Origin of the sequence: Rhodococcus yananensis (genome assembly GCF_020515525.1) — a bacterium.
Taxonomy (GTDB): Bacteria; Actinomycetota; Actinomycetes; order Mycobacteriales; family Mycobacteriaceae; genus Rhodococcus; species Rhodococcus yananensis.
Window position 1 is genome coordinate 46021 of record NZ_JAIYEP010000010.1, and the last position, 18926, is coordinate 64946.

General features: G+C 69.0%; 18 protein-coding genes. 5 read left to right on the plus strand and 13 right to left on the minus strand.

Translation table 11 applies throughout. The features are described from left to right. The first annotated feature begins 115 nt into the window (after nucleotides 1-115). From LDQ05_RS04285 to LDQ05_RS04295, 3 genes are all read left to right on the plus strand, one after another. Entirely contained in the window at nucleotides 116-1684 is a 1569-nt protein-coding gene (locus LDQ05_RS04285; protein ID WP_264184432.1) for a sodium-dependent transporter, read from the plus strand. Continuing rightward, on the plus strand, nucleotides 1681-1788 hold the full coding sequence (locus LDQ05_RS04290) for a methionine/alanine import family NSS transporter small subunit (RefSeq protein WP_226435652.1): 108 nt from the start codon (nucleotides 1681-1683) through the stop codon (nucleotides 1786-1788). The genes LDQ05_RS04285 and LDQ05_RS04290 overlap by 4 nt, the downstream gene beginning before the upstream one ends. 147 nt (nucleotides 1789-1935) lie before the next feature. Beyond that, nucleotides 1936-2778, plus strand: coding sequence for a hypothetical protein (locus LDQ05_RS04295; protein WP_226435653.1), 843 nt, complete (start codon nucleotides 1936-1938; stop codon nucleotides 2776-2778). A 51-nt stretch (nucleotides 2779-2829) separates the two neighbouring features. Here LDQ05_RS04295 and LDQ05_RS04300 read toward each other — a convergent pair whose 3' ends face one another. Beyond that, complete coding sequence (locus tag LDQ05_RS04300) at nucleotides 2830-3474, minus strand: TetR family transcriptional regulator (RefSeq protein ID WP_226435654.1); 645 nt, start codon at nucleotides 3472-3474, stop codon at nucleotides 2830-2832. Between the two features lie 137 nt (nucleotides 3475-3611). Here LDQ05_RS04300 and LDQ05_RS04305 point away from each other — a divergent pair, with 137 nt between their 5' ends. Both LDQ05_RS04305 and LDQ05_RS04310 read left to right on the plus strand, forming a co-directional pair. Next, nucleotides 3612-4463 carry an LLM class F420-dependent oxidoreductase gene (locus LDQ05_RS04305; protein WP_226435698.1) on the plus strand — a complete coding sequence of 284 codons (852 nt, stop codon included), beginning with the start codon at nucleotides 3612-3614 and terminating at the stop codon, nucleotides 4461-4463. Between the two features lie 50 nt (nucleotides 4464-4513). Then, on the plus strand, nucleotides 4514-5977 hold the full coding sequence (locus LDQ05_RS04310; RefSeq protein ID WP_226435655.1) for an FAD-dependent oxidoreductase: 1464 nt from the start codon (nucleotides 4514-4516) through the stop codon (nucleotides 5975-5977). A 28-nt stretch (nucleotides 5978-6005) separates the two neighbouring features. On the opposite strand, the gene LDQ05_RS04315 is transcribed toward LDQ05_RS04310, so the two are convergent. The 12 genes from LDQ05_RS04315 to LDQ05_RS04370 all read right to left on the minus strand — a co-directional run bounded on the left by LDQ05_RS04315 (nucleotide 6006) and on the right by LDQ05_RS04370 (nucleotide 18900). Then, nucleotides 6006-7010, minus strand: a complete 1005-nt coding sequence (locus tag LDQ05_RS04315) for a hypothetical protein (RefSeq protein ID WP_226435656.1) — start codon at nucleotides 7008-7010, stop codon at nucleotides 6006-6008. Between the two features lie 238 nt (nucleotides 7011-7248). Beyond that, nucleotides 7249-8373: an ABC transporter ATP-binding protein gene (locus LDQ05_RS04320; RefSeq protein ID WP_226435657.1), complete on the minus strand. Its 1125-nt coding sequence runs from the start codon at nucleotides 8371-8373 to the stop codon at nucleotides 7249-7251. Beyond that, nucleotides 8370-9914 (minus strand): ABC transporter permease, encoded by a 1545-nt coding sequence (locus LDQ05_RS04325; protein ID WP_226435658.1) that lies wholly within the window; start codon nucleotides 9912-9914, stop codon nucleotides 8370-8372. The genes LDQ05_RS04320 and LDQ05_RS04325 overlap by 4 nt, the downstream gene beginning before the upstream one ends. A 12-nt stretch (nucleotides 9915-9926) precedes the next feature. Beyond that, complete coding sequence (locus LDQ05_RS04330; protein WP_226435659.1) at nucleotides 9927-10973, minus strand: iron ABC transporter substrate-binding protein; 1047 nt, start codon at nucleotides 10971-10973, stop codon at nucleotides 9927-9929. Nucleotides 10974-11232: 259 nt separating this feature from the next. Beyond that, nucleotides 11233-12801, minus strand: coding sequence for a GMC oxidoreductase (locus LDQ05_RS04335; protein ID WP_226435660.1), 1569 nt, complete (start codon nucleotides 12799-12801; stop codon nucleotides 11233-11235). Between the two features lie 67 nt (nucleotides 12802-12868). Next, nucleotides 12869-14128 carry a hypothetical protein gene (locus LDQ05_RS04340; protein ID WP_226435661.1) on the minus strand — a complete coding sequence of 420 codons (1260 nt, stop codon included), beginning with the start codon at nucleotides 14126-14128 and terminating at the stop codon, nucleotides 12869-12871. Then, nucleotides 14122-14673: a Cif family virulence factor gene (locus LDQ05_RS04345; RefSeq protein ID WP_226435662.1), complete on the minus strand. Its 552-nt coding sequence runs from the start codon at nucleotides 14671-14673 to the stop codon at nucleotides 14122-14124. Before LDQ05_RS04345 ends, LDQ05_RS04340 begins: the two co-directional genes overlap by 7 nt. Nucleotides 14674-14759: 86 nt before the next feature. Further along, on the minus strand, nucleotides 14760-14954 hold the full coding sequence (locus LDQ05_RS04350; protein WP_226435663.1) for a ferredoxin: 195 nt from the start codon (nucleotides 14952-14954) through the stop codon (nucleotides 14760-14762). A gap of 7 nt (nucleotides 14955-14961) precedes the next feature. Further along, complete coding sequence (gene cyp51 / locus LDQ05_RS04355; RefSeq protein ID WP_308013159.1) at nucleotides 14962-16335, minus strand: lanosterol 14-alpha demethylase; 1374 nt, start codon at nucleotides 16333-16335, stop codon at nucleotides 14962-14964. Continuing rightward, complete coding sequence (locus tag LDQ05_RS04360; RefSeq protein ID WP_226435664.1) at nucleotides 16332-17117, minus strand: SDR family oxidoreductase; 786 nt, start codon at nucleotides 17115-17117, stop codon at nucleotides 16332-16334. Before LDQ05_RS04360 ends, cyp51 begins: the two co-directional genes overlap by 4 nt. Continuing rightward, nucleotides 17110-18336: a cytochrome P450 gene (locus LDQ05_RS04365; protein WP_226435665.1), complete on the minus strand. Its 1227-nt coding sequence runs from the start codon at nucleotides 18334-18336 to the stop codon at nucleotides 17110-17112. The genes LDQ05_RS04360 and LDQ05_RS04365 overlap by 8 nt, the downstream gene beginning before the upstream one ends. Before the next feature lie 3 nt (nucleotides 18337-18339). Then, nucleotides 18340-18900, minus strand: coding sequence for a TetR/AcrR family transcriptional regulator (locus LDQ05_RS04370; protein ID WP_226435700.1), 561 nt, complete (start codon nucleotides 18898-18900; stop codon nucleotides 18340-18342). Nucleotides 18901-18926 lie beyond the last annotated feature (26 nt).

Consider the following 18926-nt stretch of genomic DNA (forward strand, 5'->3'; position numbering starts at 1 on the left):
GCCCTCGGACACGAAAACTTCGTGCAGCGCTTCCCCGAGGGATACCGTCTGTAGCCATGGATCGAGTGGAAAGGTGTAGCCCGTGGCACAGCACGAGGTGACACAGAAACGTGAGATGTGGTCGGGACGGTCCGTGTTCATCATGGCCGCGATCGGATCCGCCGTCGGCCTGGGAAACATCTGGCGGTTCCCGTACGTGGCCTACGAGAACGGCGGCGGCGCGTTCCTGATCCCGTACCTGATCGCACTGCTCACCGCCGGAATCCCGTTGTTGTTCGTCGACTACGCACTGGGCCACAAGTTCCGGGGGTCACCGCCGCTGGCGTTCCGCCGGTTCGCTCGGGGCAGTGAATTCCTGGGTTGGTGGCAGGTCTTCGTCTGCTTCGTCATCGGCGTCTACTACGCGGTGATCGTCGCGTGGGCTGCGTGCTACACCTACTTCTCGATCACCGAGCAGTGGGGCGACGACCCCGAGGCATTCTTCCTCGAAGAGTTCCTGCACATCGACAGCGCGGCCTCGTTCGGGCTCGACTTCGTCCCCGGGGTCACGTGGCCGCTCCTGCTGGTGTGGGTGGCCGTTCTCGGGGTGCTGGCCCTCGGGGTGCAGCGCGGCATCGGCAACGCGAACCGGATCTTCGTTCCGCTGCTGGTCCTGCTGTTCGGCGCCCTCGTGATCCGGGCGCTGTTCCTCGACGGCGCCGTCGAGGGCCTCAACGCCTTCTTCACCCCGAACTGGGACGCACTCACCGACACGGGGGTGTGGATCGCCGCGTACGCCCAGATCTTCTTCTCCCTGTCCGTGGCGTTCGGCATCATGCTCACGTATTCGTCGTATCTGAAGAAGAAGACGAATCTCACCGGTTCGGGCCTGGTCGTGGGCTTCTCCAACTCGAGCTTCGAGGTACTCGCGGGCATCGGGGTGTTCTCGGCGCTCGGTTTCATGGCGCAGGCGCAGGGTGTGCAGGTCGGCGAGGTCGTCGCAGGCGGTATCGGGCTCGCGTTCATCGCATTCCCTGCCATCGTGTCGCAGATGCCGGGCGGCCCGATCTTCGGTGTGCTGTTCTTCGCGTCGCTCGTGTTCGCCGGATTCACGTCGATGATCAGCATCATCCAGGTGACGGTGTCGGCGTTCGAGGACAAGACCGGCCTCGGCAAGGTCCCGGCGGTTCTGATCATCGGCGGCGCCTCGGCGGTCGTGTCACTGCTGTTGTTCCCGACGACCACCGGCCTGAACACGCTCGACGTCGTCGACCGGTTCGCGAACCAGTTCGGCATCGTCGGGGTGGCGTTCGCGGCGATCGTGGTGATCGCCTGGGTGCTGCGGCGCCTTCCGGAGCTGCGCGACCATCTGAACTCGGTGTCGTCGTTCAAGGTGGGCCTCGTCTGGCAGCTCTTCGTCGGGGTGATCACCCCGATCGTGCTCGGCTACATGCTCATCAGCGAGATCAGCGACCGTGTGCAGGAAGGCTACGGCGGTCTGCCCGACAGCCTGGTCGTCACGTTCGGTTGGGGAGTGCAGGGCGCGGTGATCGTGCTCGCGATCGCCATGTCGTTCGTGCCGTGGCGGCGCGACGTCGATCTCACCTATTCCATCGACGACGATCCGTCCCCCTCGGTGTCCGTCCCTGCCCCGCCGGGCGACACCCACACGGACGGGACATCGAAGCCGGGAGGCGTGCTGTGAACACATCGGCGATCGTGATGATGATCCTGGCGCTGGCCACGCTGTGGGGTGGGTTGATCACCAGCGTGATCCACCTGCGGAACCACCCCGACGACCCGGAGTGACGACACGACCCGCCGGGAGCGGGGTGTCGTTTGGATAACGCACGGGGCGGCGCGCTGGCAGGCACGCCGCCCCGTGTGGTTTCCTGACACGACAACCCTAAAGCTGAACTTTAGAGTGAGGGTTGTTCGTCGACCCCAGGAGCACTCATGCCTCGCACGACCACCCGCACCCGGATGCGCACCCGAGCCGCTGCCACCGCACTGGCCGCCGCTGCCGGACTCGCGCTACCCGCGGTCGCCTCCGCGCAACCCGTGGTTCCCGTGGACGTTCCCGTCGTCGACGCACCCGCCCCCGTCGGCGACAGCGACGCGGCCACTCTCGCGACGGCACTCGCCGCCCTGCGGTCGACCCCCGGTGCCGATCGGGTGGCGCTCGCCGCCGCCGAGGCGATCGCGGGGGCGCGCGGCAGCGCCATCGATGCCGCCGACGCGGCACCGTTGAACAGCTACCGGGACGCCGTCGACTTCCTCCGCACACTGGGCATCGAACCGTTCCTCCACCCGACCGGTTCCCCGTTCTGCTCCGACGACAGCGGCCTACCGCTGGGCATCGTGCCCGCCGCGGCCGGCGCCGTGCCCGGCCCGTGGCCGGACCTGGGCATCCCGGGCATCCCCCTGCACGTCGTCGCCCCCGGCGAGACGCTGTTCGCCTTCGTCCCCGTCGGCATCGAGCAGGACGGCGACGACACGAGCGGGATGCAGTTGGCCTGGCTCAACGTCACCACACTGCAGGGCGATCTGGTCCCGATGGGCAGCATCGACGAGGTCGCCGCGGCGGCCGTGCCGGACAGCACCCCCGCCGTCCTGCGGGCCGGCATCGCGGAGACGGCCTCGAACGTCATCCGCTCGACGATCCCGTTCGGCGGCGCCCGCGTCGTCCCCGTGGAGACCGGATCGGGCACCGTCCTCGCCGCGGCATTCGGGACGGTGCGCAACGGCGAGACGTCGTGCTTCTTCCTCCCGACCGTCGGGATCGTCGACGTTCCGTGAACGACTCCCGGGTCTCCTGAACAACTCCGGAAAGGATGGGGTGTCGGGGCGTCAGCTCGCCCGGCGCCGCGCCGCGTCGAGCCGGTCGAAGACGAGACGCACCGCGGTGTCCATGTGGTCGATGACCTCGTCGGCGCTCTGCCGGCCGGCCGCCCACGACACCAGCGACGACATCCAGACGTCCGCGATGATGCGGACGGCCGTGAGCATCTCCTCCGACAGGTCCTCGTGCCCCGCGGCCTTCGCGAACAACCCCGTCAGCACCGCCCCGAGCCGGTCGAGTTCGGGAGCCGACGACGCGTCGGCGAACATCACGGCCCGCACCAGCGCGTCGTACAGGCTCGGGTCGCTCTCGAGCCGCGCAACGGACGCCCGCAACGCGCTCATCACCCGTTCGTGCTCGGTGGCGCCGGGTAGGTCGACGCCGGCGAACCGGTCCCCGACCTCCTCGAACTGCATCACCATCGCGACGACGAGCAGTTGGTTCTTCGAGGGGAAGTATCGGTAGACGGTGCCGAGCGCAACCTCGGAGCGTTCGGCGACGGCACGCATCTGCACCGCGTCGTAGCCACCTTCGGAGGCCAGTTCCTTCGCCGAGTCGATGATGCGCAGGTAACGCGCCCGCTGCGCCGGCCGCAGGCCCGCGCCCGGAAGCGTCGCGGCCCGCTTGGCCGCCCGGGACCGCTCGTCCGCCATGAACACACCCTTTCGTCGCCGAACCAGGATAGTCGACCGAAGCGCCCACAGATTTTCCGGACACCTGTCCGGAAAAGTCTTCCCTCCATCGGTAGAACGCGTTACATTTTCTGCATCATCCGATGAGAGGGGCCGCAGTGCGCCACGGAATCACCCTGTTCACGAGCGACCGAGGTATCCGACCCGACGTCGCCGCGAAGGCCGCGGAAAGCCGCGGATTCGACAGCTTCTACGTTCCCGAACACACCCACATCCCCGCTCGACGCACATCCGCGCATCCCGGCACCGGAAACGAGACCCTCCCCGACGACCGGTACATGCGCACCCTCGACCCGTGGGTCGCACTCGCTCTCGCCGCTGCCGTCACCTCGACCATCAGGCTCGGCACCTCGGTGGCCCTCCCCCTCGAACACGACCCCATCACGCTCGCCAAGACCATCGCTTCCCTCGACCACCTGTCCGGCGGGCGGGTGGTCCTCGGAACCGGCTTCGGCTGGAACGCCGAAGAACTCGCCGACCACGGTGTCCCTCCGAACAAGAAGCGGACCGCGCTGCGCGAGTACCTCGAGGCGATGCAGGCCCTGTGGACGCAGGAGGAGGCGTCCTACGAGGGGACGTTCGTCGAGTTCGGTGCGAGCTGGGCGTGGCCGAAACCCGTCCAGCAGCCCCGCCCACCCGTGCTGCTCGGCGCCGGCGCCACCGACCGCAACTTCGCCTGGATCGTGCGTTCGGCCGACGGCTGGATCACCACCCCCACCGAACGCGACATCGTCGACCACGTGCAGTGCCTCCACAAGGCCTGGGCCGACGCGGGCCGCACCGGCACCCCCGAGGTGCTCGCGCTCGCCGGCCCCCCGAAGCGCGACCGGCTCGCGCAGTGGCGCGACGCCGGCGTCACCGAGGTCCTCTTCGGACTGCCCGACGCACCCGAGGCCGAGGTCCTGACGTACCTCGACCGCCTCGCCGACACCCTCGCCGACCTGCCCTGAGCACCGGCACCCGCCACACGACGAACACACCGAACGAGAACGGATGACGCTTGAGCACCGATCTGCACCCCCTGTCCGCCGACGAGATCACCTCGTGGGACCACGAAGCCGACGTCGTCGTCGCCGGATACGGCATCGCCGGCGTCTCCGCCTCCATCGAGGCGGCGCGGGCCGGCGCCGACGTCCTCGTCCTCGAACGCACCGGCGGGTGGGGCGGTGCGGCATCGCTGTCCGGCGGCATCCTCTACCTCGGCGGTGGCACCCGGCTGCAGAAGGCCCTCGGATTCGAGGACACCCCCGAGAACATGAAAGCGTTCATGCTCGCCGCGCTCGGCCCGGGCGCCGATGAAGCGAAGATCTCCGAGTACTGCGACGGCAGCGTCGAACACTACGAGTGGCTCGTCGCGAACGGCGTCGTGTTCAAGGAGAGCTTCTGGGGCGAACCCGGCTGGGAGATCCCCGGCGACGACGGCCTGATGTTCTCGGGCGGCGAGAACGCCGCACCGTTCAACGAGATCGCCACCCCGGCCCCGCGCGGTCACGTTCCGCAGATGAGCGACAAGCGAACCGGCGAGAAGGGCGGGGGTTACATGATCATGGAACCGCTGTCGCGGGTCGCTGCCGAACTCGGCGTGCGCGCCGAGTACGACGTGCGGGTGCAGCGTCTCGTCGTCGACCGTGACGGCCGCGTCGTCGGGGTCGCAGCCAAGCAGTACGGCAAGGAACTCACCGTGCGCGCCCGTCGCGGCGTCGTCCTCGCCACCGGCAGCTTCGCCTACAACAAGGAGATGGTCGCCGCGTATGCCCCGCAGCTCGAGGGACGGCCCGGAGCCGCCATCGAGGAGCACGACGGCCGGGCCATTCGCATGGCGCAGGCGCTCGGCGCCGATCTCGCACACATGGACGCCACCGAGGTCGCGTTCTTCGGCGACCCGCAGCTCATGGCCCGCGGCATCCTCGTCAACGGCCGCGGCCAGCGGTACGTTCCCGAAGACACCTACCCGGGTCGGATCGGCCAACTCACGCTGCTGAAGAACGACAACCGGGCATTCCTGATCATCGACGAAGCTTCGTACGAAGAAGGCTGCGCCGCAACCAGTTCCACGCCGTTCTTCCGTTTCCAACCCAAGTGGGTGGCCGAGACCGTCGAAGAACTCGAATCCGACATGGGCCTGCCCGGCGGGACGCTGCAGACGACCGTCGAGGTGTACAACCGGCACGCTGCCGACGGCGTCGATCCCGTGCTCGGGAAGAAGAGCGAGTGGGTCAAGCCGATCGGCACCCCGGTCGCAGCGTTGGATCTGCGCAACTGCACCGCCGGATTCACCCTGGGCGGACTGCGCACCACCGTGGACTCGGAGGTCCTGCACGTCTCGGGTGAGCCGATCCCCGGGTTGTTCGCCGCCGGCCGCTGCACGTCCGGTGTGTGTGCGTGGGGGTACGCGAGCGGCACCTCGCTCGGCGACGGCAGCTTCTTCGGCCGTCGCGCGGGTGTGTCGGCGGCTGCGAACTGATCCCGGGCCTCTCCGGTCCGCGGCCGGTTCACGCCCGCACGCGCCGGAGCAGCGCCCAACCCCCGCTGCAGCCGACGACCACCGCGAGGAGCACCACGGCCACCGCCACACCGGGATCCGGTGACGCGGTGGCCGTGGCGCCGCCACGCGCCACCAGATCGGCTGCGCCGCGGAGTTCGAGGATCGGTGGTGTCGGTTCTCCGGCGGACTCGGATGCCAGCAGCAGGGCGTTGTCCTCGGTGAAGGTGACCGTCTCGCCCTGCGGCTGTTCCGGTGCCTCGATCACGACGACCGGCGCCGAGGTGAACGCACCGGCGGCATCACCGTCGTGGACAGCGAACAGATAGACGTCCTTCTTCGTGCGCAGGGCCGCGATCGTCCCGTCGGCCGAGACCGCCGCGCCCGTGATCGGTCGGGTCGTGCCGTCCATCGCCGACGCCCGTACCGGTCCGGCCTCGACGAGGTCGATGGTCGCCCCGTCCGCCACCGCGTCCACGGCGCCCTCACCGTCCGCGGTGTACACCGCCGCCGTTCCGTCACCGACCTTGCCGACCAGCACCGGGACCCCGCGCGGGGTGAGCGCAACCGCCTCCACCTCGTGCGGGCCGTCGGGGAAGCGCAGGGTCAGCCGTGTCTGCGCCCCGGAATCCGGGTCAATGCCGATCAGTGCGACGGTGTCCCGGCGAGAATCGTTGTCGTCGGTGCCTGCCGCCCAGACCGTACCGTTGCCGTCGAGCGCCAGGTCCTCGACGTCGATCGTGCCGTCGAGTTCGATCCATCGGTTCACCGTGCACGTCGCGGTGTCGAGCACGGCCAGCCGATCGTCGTTCCCGCGGTCTCCGATCGCGTAGGCGACGTCCCCCGCCCACACCAACCCGGACAGTGCGTCCGAATCCGGGGCGGTCGGGGTGCATCGCGTCGTGAATCCGTCCGGAGACACCGACAGCGGGGCGGCTCCCACCGACCCGGCGGACATGAGCATCCCCAGGGCCATCGCCGCGGCGACACCCCCGCGGGCGACCCGCGCCGTCATGAGGGGCGGCCTGCCGCGCCGGCGACACCCGCGCCGTCACGGCCGGATCCGGGAGGTGTCCCCGCACCGGACACCGGATGCCGGGCCGGCGGAACGACCCGGGCGCGGGACAACTCGGTACTGCGTGGGAAGCGTACGAACATCCAGTTCTCTCGCTGCATCTGCCGGTCGACTCGGGGGTGAACGGAACCAGTCCACCGTACCGGCCCGCCGTCCCGTCCCCGTACGACCGTCGCGGTCACCGGGAACCCGAGGGCGCCTCCGGCACCGGCGAACGGTGTTCGCATTCGTCGTCGCTCTCGGGGACGGACGACGGGAAGAACGCCGCCTCCCCGGTGACACGGACCGAGACACGACCGCCCACGTCGAGCAGGGACGCACCGCGAACGAGCGCCGTTCCGGTGGTGCCCGAGCGCGGGTCGGTGATCGTGACCAGCGAGTACCCACCCGCGAACACGACGCGTGCCACGACGAATCGGCCGTCCGGGTCGGCGGCCGGCTCGATCTGTTCCGGCCTGATGAGGATGCGGCCGTCGACGGGCCCACCCACGGCACCGGCGACCCGGACCGGCCCGAACAGCGTGTCGGCCGCGGCCCCGCGTGCGGATGCCTCGACGATCACCGCGTCACCGATGAACGCACCGACCTCCGGCGACACCGGGTTCCGGTAGACGTCGACCGGGGTGCCGGTCTGCAGCGTGCGCCCGGCACGAAGGATGGTGAGCCGGTCGGCGACGGACATCGCCTCCGCACGATCGTGGGTGACGAGGATCGCGGGTGTGTCGTCCGCCTTCAACATGTCCTTCACCTCGGTCCGGATTTCCGCGCGCAGCGCCGGATCCAGGGAGGCGAAGGGTTCGTCCATCAGGACGACGTCCGGTCGCGGCGCGAGCGCACGCGCGAGCGCCACCCGTTGCTGCTGACCACCCGAGAGTTCCTGCGGCCGTGCGTCACCCGAGTCCGCGAGCCCGACCAACTCCAGGAGTTCGTCCACCCTGCGTCGCCGCGCCGCCGCACCACCGCGGCGACGACGCAGCAACGGCGGGACCAAACCGAACTCGACGTTCCGTCGAACCGTCAGATGCGGGAACAGCGCGCCTTCCTGCGGCATCAGACCGACCCGCCGGCGCTCCGGGTCGACGTGCACCGCCGGTGGTCGCGCGAGAACACGGGTTCCGGCGACGATCACACCCGCGTCGATCCGGTGCAGTCCCGCGATCGCGCGCAGCAGCGTGGTCTTACCGCACCCCGACGGCCCGAGGACCGCCAGCATCTCGCCGGCGTCGAGGTGCAGGTCCACATCGTTCAGTACCCGGGTCCTGCCGTAGGAGGCGTACACACCGCGGGCTTCGATCCTCGTCACGACGCAACCTCCACGGGTGCCTCGCGCACCGGAACGGACCGGCGACGGACCGCCCGGTCGAGGACAATGGTGGGCACGACCGAGACGAGGACGAGGGCGAGCGCGTACGGAGCAGCCTCTCCGTACTTGAGAACCTGCGTCGCCGACCACAGTTCGGTCGCCAGGGTGTCGGCTCCCCGAGGTCGCAGCATCAGGGTGGCGGGCAGCTCCTTCGCCACGGTGAGGAACACGAGCGCGGCTCCCGCGGCGATGCCCGGCAGCGCCAGGGGAAGAGTCACGCGGCGATCCGTCCGGGCGGGTCCCGATCCGAGCGTGCGCGACACGTCGTCGACCGCCGCCGAGGTGGACACGATCGCGGCGCGGGCCGGTCCGACCGCGAGGGGCAGGAACAGCACCGCGTACGCGACGATCAGGAGCACCGCGGTCTGGTAGAAGGCGGGAAGGAAACGTATTCCGAAGAACACCACCGCCAGTCCGACGGTGATCCCCGGCAGCCCGTGCGCGATGTACACCGCGGTTTCGGCGGCCCGGCCGACGGGCGAGGACGTCCTCGCCACGTACACGGCGACGGGTACCGCCAGCACCACGACGACCACCGCCGCCGCCGTCGCGTACTGGATCGTCGTGAGCATCGCGGTGAGCACGTCGCGCCACGCGATCGTGAATCGCAGCGAGTGGATCATCCACCGTACGAGCCCGAGCATGGGCACGAGTACCGACACGGTGAGCACGGCGAGCACCACGGACCAGGCCGGAACGACCCAGCGTCTCAGTGGGATCGGCTCGGCGACACGCGACACTCCCGAACCCGTTCGCGCCGTCGCTCCGCGCCGCAACCGGCGTTCGAGGAGTGTGAGCACCGTGGCGATCACGACGAGGACGAGCCCGAGTACCGCCGCGACGGTGCGGTCGAGTCCGCCCCGATACGCGCTGTACACACCCAGCGTGAACGCGTCGTATCGCATCAACGCCACCGCCCCGAAGTCGCTGATCGTGTAGAGCGACGCCAGCAGCGTGCCTGCGGCGGCCGCGGGTACCACGCCTCTGGCCTCGACGGTCCACGCCGTCCGGAATGCGTTCCTGCCGAGGGTCCGCGACACCTCGGACACCCCGGGGTCCGCGCTGGCGAACGCCGCCGCGACCGGCAACATGACCAGCGGGAAGCACGACGCGATCAGGACGAGGGCAGCGCCGGGCAGGCCGGCGAGCACGGGGAACTCGGCGATCCACACGTAGGCGGCCACGTACGACGGAATCGCGAGCGGAGCCGCCAGGGCAACCGCGAAGAATCTGCGTCCGGGCAGGTCGGTGCGGGTGACGAGCCACGCCGCGAGCACACCGACGATCAGGCATCCCAGCGCGACGACGAGGGTCAGCACGAGGGTCCGCACCGCCAGATCGAGGGTCCGCTGCCGGAACAACAACGAGAAGGCTGCGCCGGTTCCCCCTTCGAACACCCGGACCGTCAGGTGGACGATCGGGCTGAGCGCGAACACGGCCACGACAGCGGCAGTCCCCGCGAGAAGGGGACGGCCGCGCACGATCGAGGACAATCAGATGATTCCGACTTCGGCGAGCAACGCTTGCGTCTGCTCCAGGGATGCCAGATCGCCGAGGTCGATGTCGGACACACCCAACTCGGCCAGCGGCGGGAGATCGTAGTCGGACTCGACACCGTCGATCACAGGGTACTCGGCGGTCTCGTTCGCGAAGTAGGTCTGCGATTCGGCGGAGAGCAGTTCACGGATGAACTCCTGTGCCGCAGCCTGGTTGTCCGAGGCCGCGAGGACACCCACGCCCGCCACGTTGACCAACGCCCCGGGGTCGCCGGGTGCGAAGTAGTGCAATGCGATGGGAGCGTCTCCACCGCGTTCGGCCGTGAACGGGTACCAGTAGTAGTGGTTGGTCAGTCCCGCGGTGATCTGCCCGTCGTTCACCGCCGAGATCAACGGTCCGTTGCCCTCGAACGGCACCGGGTCGTTCGCGACGAATCCTTCGAGCCACTCCCGGGCACCGTCCTCGCCGCGCTGGACACGCAGTGCGGTGACGAACGCCTGGAAGGACGCATTCGTCGGTGCGTATCCGATCGTCCCCCGCCATCTCGGGTCGAGCAATCCGTCGATGCCGTCGGGGAGCTCGGTCGGCTGCACGAGATCGGTGTTGTACGCGAGGACCCGCGCACGCGCGGACGTGGCGACCCACGTCCCGTCGGCGGCCCGATACTGTTCGGGAACGAGCTGCAGGACGTCGTCCGGTAGTGGTGCGAGCGCTCCCGCATCGTCGAGGACACCCAGGGCGCCCGCGTCCTGGCCGTAGAACACGTCCGCCGGCGTCGCGTCGCCTTCCTCCAGGATCTTCGCCGCCTGCGCGTTCGTGTTGCCGGAGTAGTCCACCTCGATGTCGCCGCCGATCCGCTCGATCAGCGGATCGACCAGATCCTCGTCGCGACCCGAATAGACGACCAGGGACACATCACCGTCCGCGTTCGCGGTAGTCGCCGACGCCTCCGAGGGATCGGGTTCGGACGAGCCGCACGCAACCAGTCCGGCCGCCACCACAGCACCGACCGACAGCGCCGCCATCCGTCGCAGAACCACCATATTCACTCCTGCTCACCGCGTGAAACATCGGACATGGACTCCGCACCCGCGCCGCTCACGGTGTCGATCGGTCCTCGGCCCCCTGATCCGGGAGAGCGATCCGGGAACGCGACGAGCCGACACCGCAACCTGCATAGGTTAGGATTTCCTGCATCGTAGACGGACGCGCGCGGTTTTGCACGATAATCCGACATAACCGACAAATCACCTGGATATGGCCGCGGAATGCGCCCCGTCGGTGCCCGCGTCACCGCCGAACTCAGAACACCGCGTCGACATCGCGCGCGACGATGTCGTCACCGCCGAATTCGGCGAGCGCCGCGATGGTCATCGACGGATTGCAGGCCCCGGTGGAGCCCGGGATCCGGGCGCCGTCGACGACGTAGAGGCCGCGTTGCCCGTGCACCCGCCCCGCGTCGTCGCACACGGTGCCCATCGGGGCGCCGCCGAGCGGATGGAAGGTGTTCACGTCGACGGCGTTCACGTCGATCATCACCGCGGCCGGCCCGGCGATCCTGCGGATCCGGGTCTCGATGGCCCGGGTCAGGTCCCGGTCGTAGGCCTGGTCCCAGTTCAGGACGGCGTCGTCACGCGCGGGATCGTAGTGCCAGCGCCCGAGCCCCCGCACCACACCGAGCCCGATCACCGAGGTGGTACCCAGGTCGGCGGGGAACGGGACCGGACCGGTGACGATCATGAGTGCACCGGCAGGATCGGTGTGGTCGCGCATACCGACGCACGCCGGCCCACCCTGGAAGGCGCCGGGGCTCAGCATCGGGGTGGTCACCGAGAACACCCGGTCACCGTTGTTTCCCCACCCCGTTCCCACCGCGTCGGGCAGGTCCGGGATCAACCCCTTGCCGTGCGCCTTCATCAGCAGCCGGGTGGTACCCGCGGAGCCTCCACCGAGGAACAGCGCGTCCGAGACGATGCGCTTGCGTTCGAGGACGGTGCCGTCGGTGTGGATCCGGTCGACGTGTGTGATCCACGTGCCGTCCGCGGCGCGTTCGATGTCGTTCACGCGGTGCAGCGGCTCGACCCGGACGCGGCCGGTTGCCTCCGCCTGCGCCAGATAGGTCACGTCGACGGAGAACTTGCCGCCGTTGTTCACCCCGTAGATCACGTCGCCCGTGGTGTAGGACGGCTTCAGCTCGCCGGTGAGCTCGCGTCGCGCATAGTCCCAGTCGATGGGCATGGGCACCCGGAACGTCTCGAACCCTTCGGCACCCGCACGATCGAGGAACTGCCGTGACGAGCGGTACCGTTCGTGGCCGAGCACGTCATCGGGGATCGTGGCGAGCCGCAGGGTGCGGGCCACCCGGCGGTAGTGGTCGGCGTCGAGTCTGTCGTAGTCGATCGACGACGAGACCGATTCGGCGAACCGGTCGCCGTCGGGCTGCAGCGTCATACCGTGATACGGCAGGGAACTGCCGCCGACACCCGCACCGCACAGGATGTCCATCCCGTTCCCGCGGATCCGCTCGATCAGCCCGGTGAACGGGTCGGTGGGCACGGGCGGGGTGCCGGTCATCACCGGCACCGGCGACAGCCACGACATGCGCCGGTCGGGTTGCAGCATGTGCGGGAAGGTCTCGGCGTTCGGCCCGGTCGGCCAGCGGATTCCCCGTTCCAACACGAGGGTCGACACTCCCGCTCGGCCGAGGTGCAGGGCGGTGATCGCCCCACCGAAGCCGCTGCCGACGACGACGGCCCGATGCCGCTCCTCGGTCACAGAGGCCCGCGCGCGGGGAACGGCGGTCAGGGTCAGCGCGAGTGCGGCGGCCGTGGCGCCGCCCAGGAATGTGCGGCGCGACAGCGCGGTATCCACTTGTATGTCCTTACCTTTCGGTGTTCCGTGTGCGTCGCCGCGCGCGGTCGAACATCGGGAAAGACGATCAGAGGACGGTGAGCGGCAACGGGATGCCGCGGTCCTCGAAGACGAACGCGGCACCCGAGGAGAACCGGGTGATCGCGACGTCTGCGTGTTCACGGGCAGGTTCGGGTGTGCGGACGACGTCGACGACGAGTGCGTCCTCGGTCTCCGCGACCACACGCGAGGTGAAGTGCGTATCGACGCCTCGGACGAGCGCGTCGAGCGGGTCGAGGTGGTCGGCGTCGACGAAGGTGGTCCAGCCGCCGTCCTCGTCGATGCCCGCGCCGCGGCCGAGCCGCAGACGCACCCGGTCGGCGTGGGGTTCGACGATCCGGTCCACGTACTGGTGCGGCGCGAACACCGGGTGCAGGTCGAGTACCGCGGCCAGACCCTCGAACGTCCCCGGCAGCCCGAGGGCGTTGCGGATCCGTTCGGAGGTGAGCCCCGCGATCCCCGTCAGCTGCCGCCGGAGCAGCGTTGCCGCGGACTCCTCGTCCGTGCGGCGGCGTACCCCGATGAGGAATCCCAGCGTGAGCAGGTGCTGCTGCAGGCACACCTCCTCGGCGATCCGGACGAGCGCCGACCGGGAGAAATCGGCGAACCGCACGTCCGACAGCAGCGGACCCGCATAGTCGTCACGGCCGCCTCCCCCGCGGACGATGGGGCTCAGGTCGAGACCCGCGGCGACACTGCGACCGACCTGTTCGGTGTGCGATTCCATGCGGGGCGGCACGTGTGCCGGGTCGATCGTCACGGTCCACGCGCAGTGCGGATGACGGTCGGCGGGTCGGCGCGGCGGCCGGTGGATCGGCCGCACCCGGGCGTGCGGGTTCGTCGCCAGGGCGGTCGCGTCGAAGGTCGGGTCCTCGATGTCGTGGCACATCGCGGTGACGTAGTCGTCGCCGAGCGGTTCGACGTCCACGAGGGCACCGCAGTGATCGAGCCAGAACTCCCCGTGGTCGCGGTCGTCGACGCGATACCGGAAGTCCATGAACTGCGGAGGTGCCCCGATGTCGAGTTGCAGCCCTTTGAAGATGGTTTCGACGTCGTCGCCCTCGTATCCGAGAGCGCGTTGCATCCGTCGGGTGTACCACGGGGACGACGCCTGCCATTCCTCGATCGCGACGGCGGCCATGCCGTCACGACCGAAGGCGGAGATCAGGTGCGCCATCCCCGACCGGTCGATGAGCTGGCCGCACAGCAACAGTTCCGGGACCAGGACGGCGAGATCGCTGCGGGACAGCGCCGCGAACGACCCGCCGGTGCGCGCCGTCGTCACCACAGCGAGACCGGTGCCTGCCCCGCCGGGTACCAGCCGGGTAGGCGCTTACCCGAGGTGGAGCGTTCGATGCGCTTGTGCATCCCGTCGGACAACGCCCGGTCGGTGATCATCTCGAGGAACAGGTGGGAGACGTTCCCGAAGTCGAAGAAGTCCCGTTGCCACGACCACCGGAAGTCGCCGCCGTACCGGAACCAACTGCCGCCGATGCCGTGCACCGCGTAGTGGGAGCCGTCCTCGCGGGTGGCGTCGGCGACCTGCTTCCACAGGCCGATGACGTCGCCGCTGCGGTCGTCGACGACGAACTGCTGGTACGGGTACTCCCAGCCTTCGAGGCCCCTCATCTCCTGCCCGAGCGCGAGATCTCGGATCTCGTCGCGTCCCACGGCCATGAAGTCGTCCTTCGGCCCGTAGTTCCACCCGTAGGTGGCGTCCTCGGTGTACATCTCGGCGAGCGGCGTCCAGTCCCCCGCCGCCTCGGCCTTCTTGTTGGCGTCGATCCAGCGGGTGATCATCTCGTCCAGCTCGGCACGGTCGAACGTGGCCATCGCGTGTCTCCTGAGTGAGTGGGCTGTCGGTGGTACTGCTTGACGGTCGTGCGGGAAGATCTGTGCGGGAAGATCTGTGCGGGTGCTCAGTCCTCGATGATGCGCAGCGCCCGTGTCGGGCAGTAGCGCACCGCGTTCTCGACGTCGCCGCGCAGGTCGTCGGGAACGTCGGCGAGCAGGATCTCGACGGTGCCGTGTCTGGGGACGGTGAACACGTCGGGTGCCTCCATCGAGCACATGGCGTGCCCCTGGCACAGGTCGAGGTCGGCTTCGACTTTCACGGTGGTCTCACCTCCGGGCGCGACGGCGGTACCGCACCGCGCACGGTTGCGCGAGCTGCACCACCATCTTCGAGTGATCGTTGCGGTAGGTGTCGGCGGGCTGGGCAAGTTCGAACTCGTAGTCGCGCAACATGATCGAGAACATCGCCTTGAGCTGCATGAGCGCGAACGCCGCGCCGACACACCGGTGCCGGCCCGCCCCGAACGGAATCCACGTCCACCGGTTGACGATGTCCTCCTGGTTCGGATCGATGTACCGGCCCGGATCGAACACATCGGGATCGGGGAAATCCTCCGGGATGCGATTGGAGATCGCCGGTGTCGCACCGACCAGATCCCCTTCGGCGATGCGATGACCGGCGACCTCGAAGTCCGCGCGGGCGACGCGCAGCAGCAGGATCAGCGGCGGATGCATCCGCAGGGTCTCCTTCAGCACCGCCTCGAGTACCGGAATCTGCCGCAGAGCATGAAAACTCACGTCCTGACCGTCTGCGTAGATGCCGTCGAGTTCCTCGGCGACCTGCCGCATGTACTCGGGATTGCGGAGCAGTTCGATCAGCGCCCACGCCGCCGTCCCCGACGTCGTGTGGTGGCCGGCGAACATCATCGAGATAAAGATGCCGGTGACCTCGTCGGCGCTGAACCGTGGATCACCGTTCTCGTCGGGCACCGACACCAGCACGTCGAGAAGGTCGCGATCCTCCTTGCCCTGAGGGGGATTCGCGATCCGTTCGTCCATGATCTCCTGGACGAGGGCGACGAGTCCGCGGCGGGCCTCGTCTCGGCGCCGGAAGCTCTCGATCGGCGCGTACGGGTCGACGAAGGCCAGTGCGTCCGTGCCCTTCTCCAGATCGTGGTACAGCCGCGCGAACCGACTGTCGAGCCGGTCGCGGAACTTCTTGCCGATCAGGCATGCCGACGACGTGTAGATCGTCAGTTCCGCGAAGAACTCGAGCAGGTCGATCTCGCCCTCGTCGCCCCAGCCCGCAACCATGTCCTGCACCTCGCGGTCGATGGTCGCTGCGTGCCCCTTCATCTGTTCACCGCGCAACGCCGTGTTGTGCAGCATCTCCTTGCGCCGCTCGGGGCTCGCGTCGAAGACCACGCCCTCCCCGAACACGGGCTTCATGAACGGGTAGGCGGCCTGCTGATCGAGATCCTCGTCGGCGGAGCGGAAGAAGAACTCGTTCGCCTCCGCGCCGGAGAGCAGCACGACGTTCCTGTCGGCGAGGCGGAACGCTCCGACGTCGCCGCATTCCCGCCGCACCCGGTTCATCAGGGCGATCGGGTCGCTGCGCAGTTCCTCGAGATGTCCGTGCTCGTGTTCGCCCCCGGAGACGACCTTCGGTGCGACGAGAATGTCGGGTGATCCTGCGTTCACTTGTCTTCCTTCCGCAGCGGTGCCTCGGGTTGCACCTCGATGAGCACGATGTGGGCGCCGCGCGGCGCCGAGACGACGGACACCGCGGCGGCGGCGATGTCGGATGCCCGCAGGAGATAGGGGTGGCGGGCCAGACCCCAGTGGATCCAGTCCTCGAGCAGCGGACCGACGACGCGCTCCGGCTGGTCCGCGCCCGCCGCCGTCTGCGTCGGCCCCGGGCGGACGGTCGAGGCGCGCACACCGGTGCCCTCGAGTTCCATCCGCATCTGCCGCACCAGCGCTTCGAGACCGGTCTTGGCCCCGATGTATGCACCGGCTCGGGGACGGGCCTCGACAGCGCAGTCGGAGCCGATCACCACGAAATCACCGCGGGCGCGGTCGATCATGCCGGGGATCACGCGGTGCGCGAGACGCTGCGTGCCACCGAGGTGTACGTCGACCTGGAATTCGAAGCGGTCCGGGTCCATCTCGTGGACGAGCGCGAAGTCCATGTCGCCGGCACCGGACACCACGATCTCGGTCGGTCCGTGCGCGGACTCCGCGGCGGTGACGAATGCGTCGACGGAATCGGTGGACGACACGTCGAGGTGGTGGGCGACGGCCCGACCGCCCTCGGCGCGGATCTTCTCGGCGATCGCTTCGCACTCGTCGACGCGCCGCGCCCCGAGCGCGACGGGGTGCCCCAGTTCGGCGAGGGCGTAGGCGGTGGCGGTGCCGATGCCGGACGAGGCTCCGGTGACGAGGGCGGGCCGGCGTGCGGGATGCGGGTCGAATCTAGGCATGTCGCTCGGTCACCTTCACGGGGAGGGCGGCGAAGCCGCGGACGTTGGTGGAGTGGACGCGTTCGCACCGGTCGAAGTCGACGTCGTAGTCGGCGACGCGCCGCGCGAACTGTTCGAGGGCGATGTTCGCCTCGAGCCGCGCGAGGTGGGCTCCGAGGCAGAAATGCACTCCCCCACCGAAACTCGCGATCTTGTTGGTGCTGTCCCGGTCGATGCGGAACTCGTCGGCGTCGTCGAAGACGGCGGAATCGCGGTTGGCCGATCCGATGAGCAGGAGCACCTTGTCGCCGGCGCGGATGGTGGACCCGTGCAGGTCGATGTCCTCCGCCGCCGTGCGGGCGACCAGCTGACTGGACGTGTCGTAGCGGAGGGTCTCCTCCACCCAGTCGGGCGCTCGGTGCGGGTCGGTGAGCACCCGCGACACCTGGTCCTGCGCGCGGGCACCCCAGTAGAGGGCGTTGCCGAGGAGTTTGGTGGTGGTCTCGTTGCCTGCGACGACCATGAGGAACATGAATCCGATGATCTCGTCGTCGGTGAGCCGGTCGCCGTCGATCTCGGCGTCGAGCAGCGCGGACGTGAGATCGGACGTGGCGGCGCGGCGGCGCTCGGCGATCATGTCCGCGTAGTAGCCCACGAGGTTCAGGGACGCCTCCATCGCGGCGACCGGGACGTCGAGCACCCCTTCCTCCCGGTGCACGACGAGGTCGGCGAGCCGTCGGATCTCCGCGCGATCGACCTCGGGCACCCCCATGAGTTCGGAGATCACATCCATCGGGAGTTTGCCGGCGACCTCGGCGATCCAGTCGAATTCGCCGGCGTCGAGGGCGGGTTCGAGGTAGCCCAGAGTCAGTTCGAGGATGCGCTCCTGCAGATCGGCGACGCGCCGGGGGGTGAATCCCTTCGACACGAGTTGCCGCATCCGCATGTGCCGCGGATCGTCCATCGCGAGGAACGACATGACCTTGTGCGCGTGCGGGCCGTACGCGGACGGATCGAGGGAGACGCCGTTGGCGCTGGACAGTCGCGCGTTGTCGCGGAAGGCGGCGACGACGTCGGCGTGCCGCGACACGGCCCAGAAGTCGAGCTCACGATTGCGGTAGAGGGGGGCCTCCTCCCGCAGTCGACGGTAGGTCGGGTAGGGATCCTCGTGGAACCCGTAGTCGTAGGGGTCGAAGTTCGGTGGATCGAGCGACACGGACTCCGGAGAGGCCTGGATCATGGATCACTCCAATAAAAGTCGGGCTGAGACTTCCAACCTGTCGGCGAGTTCTGCGTATGTTCCGTATCCCATTCCGGCGCGCACGAGAGCGCCGGCGTAGAGCAGTTCGAGTGCTTCGAGTTCGTCGGGGTCGGGCCCGTCCCCGAGCGCCGCGGCGAGCCGGTCGCGGATGTCGAGGCCGATGCGGGCACGCAGGTGCTCGACATCGGGGTCCCGCCCCAGCAGTGCACTGGTGACGGCGGCGGCCAGCTCCGGTTCGTCGGCCATGAGCAGCGCGACGGCCCGCAGCACGGACACGACCCGGTCCGCGCGGTCGGCATCGGTCGATTCGACGGCCGGCGAGGCCGCGAGGCGACGCCAGAACACCTCGGCGACGAGATGCTCCTTGGACGAGAAGTAGGTGTAGGCCGTGGCGGGTGCGACACCCGCTCGTGCCGCGACCATCCGAACGGTCAGACCTGCGAATCCCTCGTCGCGCAGCACCTCCACGGCGGCCTGGGTCAGCCGCGCGACGGTGTCCGCCTGCCGTTCGGTGAGGCGTCGGCGGGTCGATTCGAGATTCACATTTCTGGACACGTGTCTGGACATTA

Excerpts from the sequence above, each read along its gene's own strand:
- LDQ05_RS04360 (WP_226435664.1), bottom strand. The coding sequence starts at position 17,117 with ATGCCTAGATTCGACCCGCATCCCGCACGCCGGCCCGCCCTCGTCACC.
- LDQ05_RS04315 (WP_226435656.1), bottom strand. The coding sequence starts at position 7,010 with ATGACGGCGCGGGTCGCCCGCGGGGGTGTCGCCGCGGCGATGGCCCTG.
- LDQ05_RS04365 (WP_226435665.1), bottom strand. The coding sequence starts at position 18,336 with ATGATCCAGGCCTCTCCGGAGTCCGTGTCGCTCGATCCACCGAACTTC.
- LDQ05_RS04285 (WP_264184432.1), top strand. The coding sequence starts at position 116 with ATGTGGTCGGGACGGTCCGTGTTCATCATGGCCGCGATCGGATCCGCC.
- LDQ05_RS04295 (WP_226435653.1), top strand. The coding sequence starts at position 1,936 with ATGCCTCGCACGACCACCCGCACCCGGATGCGCACCCGAGCCGCTGCC.
- LDQ05_RS04300 (WP_226435654.1), bottom strand. The coding sequence starts at position 3,474 with ATGGCGGACGAGCGGTCCCGGGCGGCCAAGCGGGCCGCGACGCTTCCG.
- LDQ05_RS04330 (WP_226435659.1), bottom strand. The coding sequence starts at position 10,973 with ATGGTGGTTCTGCGACGGATGGCGGCGCTGTCGGTCGGTGCTGTGGTG.
- LDQ05_RS04345 (WP_226435662.1), bottom strand. The coding sequence starts at position 14,673 with ATGGCCACGTTCGACCGTGCCGAGCTGGACGAGATGATCACCCGCTGG.